The organism is Bernardetia sp. ABR2-2B, from assembly GCF_037126435.1.
Classification (GTDB): Bacteria; Bacteroidota; Bacteroidia; order Cytophagales; family Bernardetiaceae; genus Bernardetia.
On the sequence record NZ_CP147020.1, the window covers coordinates 3145624 to 3158912 of the forward strand.

At 31.8% G+C, this 13289-nt stretch carries 9 protein-coding genes; 5 read left to right on the forward strand and 4 right to left on the reverse strand.

Going from position 1 to position 13289, the window contains the following annotated elements:
• Positions 1-11: 11 nt before the first annotated feature.
• Entirely contained in the window at positions 12-812 is an 801-nt protein-coding gene (locus tag WAF17_RS13390; RefSeq protein WP_338760328.1) for an alpha/beta hydrolase, read from the reverse strand.
• A gap of 275 nt (positions 813-1087) precedes the next feature.
• Here WAF17_RS13390 and WAF17_RS13395 point away from each other — a divergent pair, with 275 nt between their 5' ends.
• The 3 genes from WAF17_RS13395 (at position 1088) to WAF17_RS13405 (ending at position 5983) form a co-directional block, all read left to right on the forward strand.
• Positions 1088-3211, forward strand: coding sequence for a GAF domain-containing protein (locus WAF17_RS13395; RefSeq protein ID WP_338760331.1), 2124 nt, complete (start codon positions 1088-1090; stop codon positions 3209-3211).
• Positions 3212-3220: 9 nt separating this feature from the next.
• Positions 3221-4369 carry a 3-dehydroquinate synthase gene (gene aroB / locus WAF17_RS13400; RefSeq protein ID WP_338760334.1) on the forward strand — a complete coding sequence of 383 codons (1149 nt, stop codon included), beginning with the start codon at positions 3221-3223 and terminating at the stop codon, positions 4367-4369.
• Between the two features lie 675 nt (positions 4370-5044).
• The gene (locus WAF17_RS13405) at positions 5045-5983 is read left to right on the forward strand and encodes a hypothetical protein (RefSeq protein WP_338760336.1); all 939 of its coding nucleotides are present in this window, start codon (positions 5045-5047) and stop codon (positions 5981-5983) included.
• Between the two features lie 36 nt (positions 5984-6019).
• Here WAF17_RS13405 and WAF17_RS13410 read toward each other — a convergent pair whose 3' ends face one another.
• Positions 6020-6493: a dual specificity protein phosphatase family protein gene (locus tag WAF17_RS13410; protein ID WP_338760338.1), complete on the reverse strand. Its 474-nt coding sequence runs from the start codon at positions 6491-6493 to the stop codon at positions 6020-6022.
• Between the two features lie 156 nt (positions 6494-6649).
• On the opposite strand from WAF17_RS13410, the gene WAF17_RS13415 reads away from it, so the two are divergent.
• A complete protein-coding gene (locus WAF17_RS13415; RefSeq protein ID WP_338760340.1) occupies positions 6650-8641 on the forward strand; it encodes a proton-conducting transporter membrane subunit in 1992 nt (663 codons plus the stop codon).
• A 366-nt stretch (positions 8642-9007) separates the two neighbouring features.
• Positions 9008-10078 carry an alanine/ornithine racemase family PLP-dependent enzyme gene (locus WAF17_RS13420; RefSeq protein ID WP_338760343.1) on the forward strand — a complete coding sequence of 357 codons (1071 nt, stop codon included), beginning with the start codon at positions 9008-9010 and terminating at the stop codon, positions 10076-10078.
• A gap of 224 nt (positions 10079-10302) precedes the next feature.
• Here the strand turns inward: WAF17_RS13420 and WAF17_RS13425 are convergent, their stop codons facing one another.
• Positions 10303-11832, reverse strand: a complete 1530-nt coding sequence (locus WAF17_RS13425) for a TonB-dependent receptor (protein WP_338760346.1) — start codon at positions 11830-11832, stop codon at positions 10303-10305.
• Between the two features lie 270 nt (positions 11833-12102).
• Positions 12103-13200 (reverse strand): VWA domain-containing protein, encoded by a 1098-nt coding sequence (locus tag WAF17_RS13430; protein ID WP_338760349.1) that lies wholly within the window; start codon positions 13198-13200, stop codon positions 12103-12105.
• Between the last annotated feature and the right edge of the window lie 89 nt (positions 13201-13289).

Genomic DNA, 13289 nt, shown 5'->3' on the forward strand with positions numbered 1-13289 from the left:
ATTTTGTTAGCCTATTTCTTAGTTTCATCAAGCATTTTTAAAATTAAATTTCTGACTGTATCTTGATGCGTCCAAGGAATAAAATGATTGGCTTTTGGTAGCGTAATGAGTTCAAAAGAAGTATTGTTTTTTGATTGTTCTTCCAAAAAAAGAGCGTGTCCGTAGGGAACAATTTTATCTTTTTTTCCATGCAAAACTATCAAAGGAATGTTGATTTTATTAATATTATTTTCAATTAATTTTAGGTCTTCTTGTAGGTGTAACATTTCTTTATTTGAGACTGTAAGAGCAGCAGGAAGCCACCAACGCACAAAAACAGACTTTGCAGCACCATTATACCAACGAGGAACTGTAAGTTCTGACGAAGAAAGACCAGCCAAACTTACTATACCACTCATCATAGTAGGATAATCGATAGCCATTTGAAGAACAACAGCTCCACCATAAGAATGAGCAACCAAAATAGGCTTTTGCTTAGTGGAATCTTGATATTTTTCCAAAACACCTTTATAAAAACGAGCTTGTTCTTTTAGGTTTTTTTCATAATTTCCAAAATCAGATTTTCCATATCCTGTTCTGTCTAAAGCCACAATATTTGCACGAGAAAGCAACGTAGAATCTTTGAAATAATCTAAAAAAGCACTCCAATCTCCTGGTGAGCCGTGTATAAAAAATAAAGTAGGAAGCGAATCATCCCCTATCTTAGCATAATGAATCTTACGCTCTTCGAACTCTACATAATCAAAGCTAGGCTTATATTTTTGGTCTTTAAACTCTTTTCTTACTTTTCTATCACTAATTCGGAATTGCATACAGCTAGAAATTAATTGTAAACCTATTAGTAGAAATAAAAATATATATGTTCGCTTTCTACGAAAGATAGTTTTGAAAAATGAATTCATAAGTAGTAGTTCAAGATAGTTGATAACAAGCAATTATTTTGAAGAAGAACACTATTACTTACAAACTGTTTTTATTCAATCCTTTACAATTTGATAAAAAGAATTTAAAAATAACTATTTCTATTCAAAAAAATTATTCGTATTTTGTCATTCATTCAAAAAAAACAAACGTCTCAATTAGATTAATGAAAAAATTTCGTCTTACTATTTGGCAACGCATCTTTGGAGGGTTTTCAATTCTTCTTCTGCTTTTTATAGCAGGAGCAGTTACGCTTATCGTACAACTCACCAAGAACGTAGCACAAATAGACGAATATACAGAAGTAGTTCAGCCCTCTGTTGAGAATTTGAAAGAGTTTCGTAGTCTTGCCAATACTTCGATGAGGCTTATTACAAGCTATGTTTATTTCCAGAGCGAAGAACAGAATGACGCAGCCAAAAACTCTCTTCGCAAACTTCAAAGCAAAACTTACCCTGCCATAAAAGACAAACTTATTTCACTTTCAGAAGGTTGGCAAAATGATGAAGAAACTTCCTTTGAGATTTTGAATAATACCTTTACAGCTATGGACAGTATGCATAAAATCGAACAGCGTATTGTTTCTTCATTGAATGATAAAAATGCAACAGAAAAAAATCTTTTAGTACAAGAAACAGGCTTTCAGAACCAAATGCAAGGGCTAAATAATATCTTCGAACAGATAAAGATAGATTTAGAGATATTGATAGAAAATAAAAAAATAGCAGGACAACAAACTCAAGATGCTGTTAATAATGCTTCGGTTACGCTTCGAAATGATGCTATTTTTGTAAGTATAATTGCTGTTATTTTAGGCTTTATATTGGCATTTTTATTAGCTCAAACGATTATTTCACGCATCAAAGTCGTAAGAGATAGTATAAAAAAACTTAGTGAGGGAGTTTTGCCACGCTTTGAAAAATATAAAGACGACAGAGAAAATATGCAAGTAGATGAGATTGGAGAAATGGAAATTGCACTTCAAACGCTTATTCTTGGGTTAAAAGATACATCAGACTTTGCTAAAGAAATCGGACAAGGTCATTATCAATCAGATTTTACGCCTCTTTCTGAAAGAGATATTTTGGGAAATTCACTCCTCAAAATGCGCAATAATCTACGAGAAACAGAATATAGTGCAAAAGAAAGACGCTGGAAAAATGAAGGTACAATGCTCGTCTCTGATGTTTTAAGAAATAGCAATCGTTCCTTTGAAGAAATTACAGATGAGCTTATTACAGCTTTAGTACGTTATTTGGAAGCAAATCAAGGTGGGTTTTTCTTGAAAGAAATAGAAGGAAGACACGAGCAATTACGATTAATGGCGTATTATGCGTGGGATAAAAAACGTTTTTTGAATAGCACTATTCAGCTAGGCGAAGGTCTGACAGGACAGGCTTGGCAAGAAGGACAAACAATGCACCTTACTGATGTGCCTAAAGAATATGTAACAGTTACTTCGGGACTTGGAAAAGCAAACCCTCGTTCTATCCTAATTATTCCGATGCTTCTAAACAAAGAAGTATATGGAATGATAGAAATTGCTTCTTTCAAAGAGTTTGAGTCCCATCAAATTGAATTTTTGGAGACAATAGGAGAAACAGTCGCTGCAACGCTTTCTATTCTACAAAGTAATATTACGGGTCAGCGTTTGCTTCAAGAATCCGAACAAATGACACAGCAATTACGAGCGCAGGAAGAAGAAATGCGCCAAAATATGGAAGAACTCCAAGCTACACAAGAAGAAATGGGAAGAGTTCAGAAAGAATTACAATACAGAAATGAGCTTATTGAATCTAGTTTTTATTTGTTGGAATTAGATTATAAAAAGAATATTACAAGTATAAACAGTTTGGCTATTGATGCATTAGGATATTCAAAATCAACTCTGTTAGAGCGTTCTGCATTTGGGATTTTTGCACAAGAAGGCGAACTACAACAAGGTTTTAATACGATGGCGCAAGGTGCGATTTGGAAAGCTGAAACAACCTTACTTAATCGAACAGGAGAAGAAATTTGGATACAAGCAATTGGAGTAGCTCTTTTCAATAATTCTGGAACTATCGAACGTTATGTACTTGTTTTGGCTGATATTTCTCAAATCAAAGCAAATGAAGCAAAAATAAAAGAACAGACAACAAAAATGGAAGAAAGTAGAAATACTGAGAAAAAGCGTTCAGAATATGCGCTACAAGCTCAAAAAAATATGCTAGAAAAATTAGTTGCGAGGCATAACGCCGAAAAAGAAGAATTACAAAAACGTATTGAAGAATTAGAAAAAAACAATTAAGAATTAATAATGCAAACTACTAGAGTAGCTGACCTACCTTCATATATAACCTTCGAATCTTTAGAAAAAATAACAGCATTACTTCAAAACCGACAAGTCGCTGTTTTGGTAGATGAAAATACAAAAAGAGATTGTTATCCTATTTTATATAAAGTCTTCGAAAATGCTAAACTACCAAAACCTTTATTGATAGAAATTCTTTCAGGAGAAAGCAATAAAACCCTAGAAACCTGCACACATATTTGGTATGAGCTTACTCAAAATCATTTTGATAGAAATTCTATTTTAATCAATCTGGGTGGAGGTGTTATTGGAGATATGGGTGGTTTTTGTGCCTCTACGTATAAGCGTGGGATTGATTTTATTCAGATTCCGACAACACTTTTATCACAAGTAGATGCTAGTGTGGGAGGAAAGTTAGGTGTCGATTTTAATGGATTCAAAAATCATATAGGACTTTTCAAGATTCCTTCAAAAGTATGGATTCATACACCTTTTTTGAAAACATTATCTCAAAATGAAATTCGTTCGGGTTTTGCAGAGGTTATAAAACATTCTCTTATCGCAGATAAAGAGGAGTGGGATAATCTCCTAAAAGTTGAAAAAATAGATGATAATTTTGAAAATCAAAGCTTGTTTTGGGATAAAATAGTAGCTCATTCTGTTGTTCTAAAAGCTAACGTTACAGAAGCTGACCCAACTGAAAAAGGACTTCGAAAAATTCTTAATTTTGGTCATACAATAGGACATGCCATTGAGTCTTATTTTATAGAAGAAAGTAAAAAAGAAAATAAGAAGAAAAACAACCCTACACCTGTTTTTTTACATGGAGAAGCTATTGCGCTTGGTATGATAGCAGAGAGTTATTTTTCAGCTTATTTGTGCAAAGAAATATACCCTAGTCAAAAATTTATTTCAGAAAATGATTTTACAGTAATAAAAAAGTATATTTCATCTGTTTTTGAAGATACAATAATAGCTTTCAGAAGTGCTATCCAAGAAGAAAATAGAGTAAATGAAATAATCAAATGGGCAAAGCAAGACAAAAAAAATGCTCAAAATAGAATACTGACCTGTGCTTTAGAAGAAATTGGAAAGGCAACATTTGATATTTCTATTTCAGAAAAACAAATTTTGGAATGCTTAAAACAGATTTAAGAAAATGTTGGATAAAATATTGCTATAATTTCAAAGTAAAGTAATATGCAACTAATTTGATGTTGGCATTTTATATATACTTAAAAATAGTTCTCGAAACTCAATTACGGAACAGTATAATAATAGCGATACCAATAACTACAAAACTCAACTTTTAGAGGAAATAATGATATTTTTGTATAAGGTGTTCTTGTTCATTCGTTTGCTCACAAATGAATTTGTCGCTTCCTCAGAAGCGTCATTTTGTGCTTTAATCACGCTTCTGAGGAAGCGTTTTTGTTCAGTTCTGGGGAACTAAACACACATGAATAATTAACCGTGATAACATTTAATAAAATTAAATTTGTTTTTTTTATATAAAAGCAGTTGTACTTGCCTTTATAATTTGTGTTTTCAAGAAATAAATAGCTTCTTTGAACTAGATAACTGTTTTTATATCAAAATTTAGTACATTTAAAATTGTATTATTGAAGTTGTTTAAGAATATAGATTTTTCCTTAGAATTGGGTTTGCAAATCCAACTCTAATGGAAAAATAACCTAGCCTTTGTTGGTATTTTAGCGAAGCGACACCAACAAATACACGTATAAAACCTATTCTTAAACAATTTTATTAATAATTAGGGGACAAAAACAAATTATAAAAACTCTGTTTGTATGAATAGTTGTATTAATAATGGGAAATATCAACCAAGAATTAGAACGTTTACAACTGATTTCAGATTTTCTGAAAGGTAAATTTTCTGCCAAACAATTAGAAAAATTTAATAAAAGGCTAGAAAATGATCCTGTTTTAAAAGAGGAGTTGTATAAACATAAAAAGCTCGTGGAACTCTTAAAAAAGAAACAAGAGCAAAATATTGCTTCTTTATTAGACCCACAAAACGATATTGATTATATGAAAAAAGAACGTACTTATAGAAGAAACCAGCTTCGAGAAGAACTTGAAAAAATCAAAGAACAAAAAACAGAACAACAAAAAGATTGGGAACGAAAAGTAGCGCAATCTAATCAACCTTCTATTTATAAAATGGCTGCTATATTTGCTTTAGCTATTGCTATTGGTGGAGGTGTTTTTGTCGTAGCAACGAGTCTTATTGATTCACAAAATACAATAGCACTACAAGCAGAAATAGATGCGCCGACTCTTGTAGAGGTTGAAACAGACCCAACTGATGCCTTAAACAAAACAAACGATAACTCTCTTTTCTCCTCCAAGAATAAAGAGGTAATAGTAGAAAAATCAGTAAAAGAACAAGATATAAAGACTACTCCCAAACAGAAAAATAATAACTTAGAAAAAGAAAATCTAATTGCTTATCAGCCGATAGCTGAATTAGAAAGTAAGCTCAAACAGAATACTCGTAGCTCAATTAATTTAAAGTCTCCCAATATTTTTGTAGAAAATTATACAGGAAACTTGATTTTTGAATGGAATGGAATAAGTGAAGAAGAAATTTATTTGGAAGTTATTAATTCAAAAAAAGAAACAACAACTTTCGAAAATCTAGAAAGCCCTTTTGATTTAGACCAACAACTTGAAAAGGGAATTTATTATTGGGTTCTTCAAACAGATAGCGAAGTAATAAAAAGAGGAAAGTTTTTGGTTAAGTAATCAAATTATATTGAGGTTTTTTTAGTTTGTTGAGTATTAATACTTCATTATCCATTTTTTCTGTTCTTCTGTATCTGGAATATTTACTCCCCTAGCCTTACTTACTTTTTCAATAGCTTCTTGATTTGAAAGTCCTTGCTCTATCAAAATAGCAGAACACAGCATTCCTACACGTCCAATTCCTGCTCTACAATGAACAATTATTTTTTTGTTTTTATCAAGAATACTGTTAATTTTTTTGGTCAATTCTCTAATCTGAATGGTTTGCTTTTCAGTGGGAATACTTCTATCAATTATTGGAATTGAAATAAAATCAATCTCATATTTCTCGCAAATTGCTTTTTCATTCTGCAATCCTAAATCAAATTTTTCTTCTTTTGTGAGCAAACTAACTACAATAGTTACTTTTAGATTAGAAAAGTTGATGATGTCCTCTTCCAAGTTTTCATCTGAATTTGGTTTTGGCATAATCGCCAACTTTTCAGTAATCCAAAATATTCTTGTTTTCATAATTTTAAATATAAAACCTTATCACGGTTTGTATTAAGGTAGTTCAGACATCTTGTCTGAATATAAAAAGTAGTATTTTATCCTATCCAATAGTCTGGAAGACTGTTATACAAAAATAACCGTGATAACTTTTATAGATTTGATTACTTTTGTGATATGAATCCTATTTATTTTTTAGTCTATCTTTTCCCACTTCTTAGTTTTCTAATTACTTTTTTAAGTGCTATCTTTTTTTCAAAGGCAAAAGAAGATACAGTTTCAAAAAAAAGTATAGAATATATTGCTTTGGGTTTTTCTTTTTTTGCTCTACTTGCCACAAGTACACAACTTTTTGAAGTTTTTACTACTAATAAAATACTTTCAGATTCTTTTCTTTGGGCAAATACAGGAACAAGAGAAATAAAGATTTTATTGAAAATAGATTCCCTAACAGCATTTTTTCAGTTTTCTGTTAGCTTAATTGTTTTTGCTGTTCATATTTATTCTCTAGCTTATATAAAAATAAAGAAAACATTTTATTACGGAGTTTTGGGACTTTTCGTTTTTGCGATGCAATTTCTCTTAGCACAAGACAACTTAATTTTATTCTTTGTTTTTTGGGAACTTATCGGACTAGCTTCGTTTCTTTTGATTGATTTTGATAAGACAGAAAAGTCTGCTCGTGCTTCTACAAAGGCTTTTCTTCTCAATCGTCTTGGAGATGTTGGTTTGCTTATTTCTATTGCTTTGCTTTTTGAGTTTTCACTTTCAATTTCTGAACTTAGAACAATTTTTATTTCTATCCCATATTCTACAAAAGTAATTATTTCAATAGGAATTTTATTGGCTGCCTTTGTAAAGTCTGGGCAATTTCCTTTCTCTACTTGGCTTTTTGATGCGATGGAAGCCCCTACTTCTATTTCTGCACTTCTACATGCTGCAACGATGGTAGCTGCAGGTGTTTATCTTCTGATTCGACTAGAATTTGTCTTTGAAGAAGTCAAAATTATTTCAGAGATTTTAGTTTGGGTAGCTCTTTTTTCTGCCATTTTTTCGGCTCTAAGTGCATATTTTATCACAAATTTAAAACAACAACTAGCAGCCTCTACGGTTTCGCAGCTTGGTTTTATGACAATTGCAGTTGGTGTTGGAGCTTGGCAGGCTGCTGTTTTACATCTTTTTACACACGCTTTTTTTAAAGCAACACTCTTTTTAGGAGCAGGATTTCTAATTGAAAAAAATGGAACTAAGGAACTTATAAAAATGGGAAAAGATAATTATAAAAAACTTCCCTCATTCTTCATAGTTTATGGTTTTGCATTGGCAGCCTTGGTTGGTTTGCCACCCACATCAGGTTTTTTGTCTAAAGAATGGATTTTGAAAGAAGCTTTATCCAACCATTTTTTCATCGGAGTTGGACTTTTGATAGCTACTTTTCTGACAGCCTTTTATGGAGGAAGACAACTTCAATTATTATTTTTTAACGATAACGAAAATGATAAAATCAATCAAAATTCTATTTCTAAAAATCAAAAGTTGCTTTGGTACTTGCCTTTAGTTCTCCTTTTTATGGGTAGTTTTTGGTTTGCTTTTTCATTTCAGCCTCTCAAACCAGATGAAAGTTATTGGATAGAACAACTTCCAAAATTATTTTCAAATGCACCTGAATATATCAAAGTTTGGCTTCCTATTTTGGCTGCTTTCCTAACTTTTCTAGGACTTACTTTAGGCTTTTCTAAAAAACTAAATCAAAGAATAATTGAAATAGAATTTCTACCACAAGTCAAGAATTATTTCCTTTGGCAAGATAAATTTTTCATTCTTTGTTTTTGGAAACCAATTACTCAAATAGCTTTATTAACAACTCAAAAAGAACCCCCTATCACAACTCAAAAATTTGCAGAGTTTTGGAGACATATAGCTTCAATCTGCTCTTTATTTGATAGAAAATTGGATTCTTTTATTGATAGATTTTCAAAAATAATTGTTGTTTTAGGATATTTTTTAGCTTGGGTTGATAAGTATATTATTGACTTTGCTACCCATTTTTTTGTGTTTGTTATTGATTATGCAGGAAAACAGTTGAAGAATTTGCAAAATGGAAAAGTACAGTTTTATCTTTTGATTGTGATTTCTGTTTTCATTTATTTGTTATTTTGGTTGATATAGCATATTTGGCAGAAAATAAGAGCTTGTTTAAATTTTTATAGTGAAAATGAAAGACCACGAAGTAGTACCGAAGGTAAATTTCAGTCCAATCAAGGCATTTTTGAGAAGAATAGTGAACTATTTAACGATAAAATAACGAAGAATGGGCTGAAATTACTCATTTGAAGCCGAAAGAAAAATTTTTAAACAAGCTCTAAGACAAAATATACAATAAAAACATTGTAGCTTACTTTTTGTTCTTTTATTGAGATGATATAAAACATTCAAAAATAAATACGTTTTATTTTGTCTCTCTATAAAAGAATTATGAAATACTGAAGGAATACTTTTAATAGCACTTCATAGTTCAATACAAAAAAACAAATTATGGCTTACGTAAAATTATATAAGAAGAAATTAGAACATAACCACGCATTTTTAAACAAATTATTCAAACAAGAAGGGGTAGAATGGGGGGTAGTAACCAAATTATTTTGTGGAACAGAAAAATACCTTCAAGAAATAGTAGATTTAGGAGTAATAGAGGTACACGATTCAAGAATTAGCAATCTCAAAAAACTAAAAGAATTGAAACCTGATATTCAGACTGTTTATATAAAACCTGCTGCAAAGAGAAGTATTCTAGATATTATTTCGTATGCTGATGTGAGTTTGAATACTGAATTTGATACAATAAAAATGCTTTCAGATGAAGCTCAAAGACAAGACAAACTTCATAAAATTATTATTATGATAGAAATGGGCGACCTTCGTGAAGGTGTAATGCCTGATGATGTCGTAGAATTTTATGCTCAGATATTTAAGCTTCCCAATATTCGTGTTATTGGTTTAGGGACGAATTTAAACTGTCTGCATGGCGTTTTACCTTCCGAAGATAAGCTCATTCAGCTTTCACTCTACAAAAAAATTATAGAGCTTACCTTTGGTAGAGAAATTCCTTGGGTCTCGGCAGGAACGACCGTAACGATGCCTTTGCTTATAAGAAAACAGCTTCCGAAAGGAGTAAATCATTTCAGAATTGGAGAGGCACTTTACTGGGGAAATGATATTTTCACAGGTGGTTATATCGATGGAATGGAAACCGATATTTTAGAGTTTTTTGCTGAAATAGTAGAAATTACTGAAAAGCCACTTATTCCAACAGGTGTCTTGGCAGAAAATCCAAGTGGAGAAATGTTTCAAATCAATGAAGAAGATTACGGAAAAATGTCGTATCGTTGTATTATTGATGTTGGTTTGCTTGATGTTCGTCCTGAATTTTTGATTCCAAAAGATGAAACAATTGAACTAGTGGGAGCAAGTTCGGATATGCTTGTTATCGATTTAAAAACAAATCCAAATAATTATAGAATTGGTGATGTGGTATCTTTTAAGCTCAAGTATATGGGGGCACTTTCTCTCATGAATTCAAATTATGTGGAGAAGATTGTGGAGTAGAAAGCAGAAATAGAGGTTGTTTAAGAATGGACTTTAGTAGATATATTTGTTGGTGTCGCTACGCTAAAACACCAACAAAGGCTGTGTTATTTTTCCTTAGAACTGGGTTTGCAAACCCAGTTCTAAGGAAAAATGAGTATTCTTAAACAACTTCATAAAAAGCAGAGCATAAAAAAAGAAATGTCTTATAAATTTTGGTTTATAAGACATTTCTTTTTCAATTTCTACAAATTATTATCAATTATTTTTTGCCTCTCTTTCTGTTCTCTTTCTAAAGTAGATTTTTTGCGTTCTTGTACTGCTTCTGTTACTTTATCAGTCGGACAAGGATAGTCAAACAAACATTTATCTTTGATTGCTTTTTCTACAATTTCAGGAACCATCTTTTCCCAACCTTCTTTTCCTGTTTTTATCATCTCTAATACATTATCAGAGAAAATATGAAGGTTTTCAGTATTGATATTCTGAATGGTAGCTAATTTTTGAGTTTCTAATAAATACTTGTATAAAAAGGTCTGCTTGGGAGAAACCTCAAAATCCTCACAACCCAGTATCTTTTCTGTACCTGGAATGCGTGATGGATAAACATACATTTTTACATTTGAGCCAAATAATTTTCCGAAGGCTTCCAAAATCCCACCATTCAAGTTTGTATAAAATTCGTCTTCAAAAACATCTGCAAGTGAATAAATTCCTAAAATAATTCCAATTTTCTTTCCACGAGTAAAGAGCGATAAGTATTCTACCAAACGATAATATTCTTGATAGTTAGAAATAATTACAGTCTTTCCCATCGAACACAGAATATCTACTCTATCCAAAAAGTCTTCATCACTAATTGTTCCTTCTGCACGAAGGTTGGCAAGGGTAAGTTCTACCAAAACCAAAACATCTTTATTGGCTACATCAGGCTCATCTTTAAACATATCCAAACCTCTATCTAACATATCGACATTTACGTGTGTTGGTGGACGAAAACGACCACGAAGAGCCAAAATATTTTTCTTATAAAGAGCTTCTGAAGGCTGCAAAACATTTCCATTTGAGCCAAACATTGCAGCATTACTCATTCCATTTTTTACTAACTTCAAACTCATCAAACGGTTATCTACGTCTTCAAAATCGCCACCAGTCATTCTAAACATATCAATCTCTACTCTATCTCTAGAAAGATTATCCATCAGCGATGTAAGCATCATATCAGGATTATGAGAATGATAAAAACAAGCATACATCAAATTCACACCAATAATACCAACTACTTGCTCTTGCAAAAACTTATGATTATCTAATAAATTGATATGAATAATGACTTCATTTGGAGGTGTATTTGGTTTTAATTGAAAGCGAAGACCAATCCAACCATGTCCACGATTTGTTTTATTATAATTCAAAACCTCAATCGTATTTGATAAAGCAAAAAAGCAGGTATCAGGACGGTGTTCTCTCAAACGCTCTTCTACCAAGCGATACTCATGAGAAATCATTTTTATAAGTCGTGATTCACATACATAACGCCCACTTTCCTCTGCACCATAAATAGCATCACTAAATGCCATATCATAGGCTGACATTGTTTTGGCAATTGTTCCAGAAGCTGCTCCTGCTTTAAAAAACTGTGCAGCTACTTCTTGTCCTGCTCCAATTTCGGCAAAAGAGCCATAAATACTTGCGTCAAGATTAATTTTTAAGGCTTTCTGTTTGGTAGTTAATAATCTGTCTTTTACTGTTGTAGTAGAATTAGTATTACTCATAGCTATAAATTCTTTTTGTTAGAGGAAAGTAATTATGATGATTGAAGCAAAAATCAGACTTAAATTTATAAAAGAGAATGATAAAAGCTATTGTATTCGTGTTAGAAGTACACTATTGATTTTTTATAGAAAAAATAAAGCTACTTGTCTGAAAATCAAGATTTTTAATCGAAAAAAATAAAGCAAAAAAAATGATACTTTTTTTGAAAGTATCATTTTTTTACTGTTTATTAAACGTCAACGAGGCGTTACCATCGTTGAGGTAACAATCTAAAACTGCTTTCTTCTGTTTTTCTTAAAGTCTTCAAAGACGAGCTGACCTAATCCTTTCAATCCCGAATAATAAGCATTTCCACCATTTGTAGCCGTAAATTCTTTCACAAAACGCTGCAAATAAGGATCAGAAGCAATCATAAAAGTAGTAATCGGAATTTTAAGTTTTTTGCATTGTGATGCCAAATTCATAGTCTTGTTTAGGATAGTTGAATCTAATCCAAAACTATTTTTGTAATATTTCAATCCTTTTTTGATACAGGTCGGTTTTCCATCTGTTATCATAAAAATTTGTTTGTTTGGATTTTTACGACGACGCAAAAGCCCCATTGCCAGTTCCAACCCTGCAACTGTGTTTGTATGATAAGGTCCTACTTCCAAGTACGGCAAATCTTTGACTTCAATCTGCCACGCATCATTTCCAAAAACAATAATATCTAGCGTATCTTTTGGATATTTGGTTGTGATAAGTTCGGCAAGTGCCATCGCTACTTTTTTGGCTGGTGTAATTCTATCTTCTCCATACAAAATCATTGAATGAGAAATATCAATCATCAAAACCGTTGAAGTTTGTGCAAAATACTCTTTTTCTCTAATAGTGAGGTCATTTTCTGTCATTCTAAACTCTCCAATTCCTCCATTTATTTGAGCATTTCGTATAGATTCTGTATAAGAAATTTGGTCTAAGTCATCTCCAAAACGATACGGACGTTCGTCTGCCGAAACATCTCCACTATTTCCATGAAATTTTGTTCTGTGATTTCCTCCTTTTGATTTTTTGAGCTTTCCAAAGATTTCTTCCAAAGCTGATTTTCTAATTGTTTGGTCGCTTTTAGGTGTTACTTTTATTTCTCCAGTCGCTGCATTTTCTTCTAAGTAGCCTTTTTCTTTTAAGTCCTCAAAGAAATCTCCTATACCATAACCTTCTCCAGTAAGATTGTGCTGTCTGTCCAAATCAGTCAGCCAAGACATTGCCTTTCCTACATCTCCTCCTGCCATAGATAGAAGTTGAAGAAAAATATCTAATAATTTATCAAAGCCACTATTCTTTTTTGACTTAGGTGGGATATATTTTCCGAAGCGATAACCTTCCATAATTCTATATTTTTATTTTTAGCTGTTTTTTACTAAAACGAATTGAATATAAATTTAGTTTTGAATTGTTTACTTTATTCAAAACTACA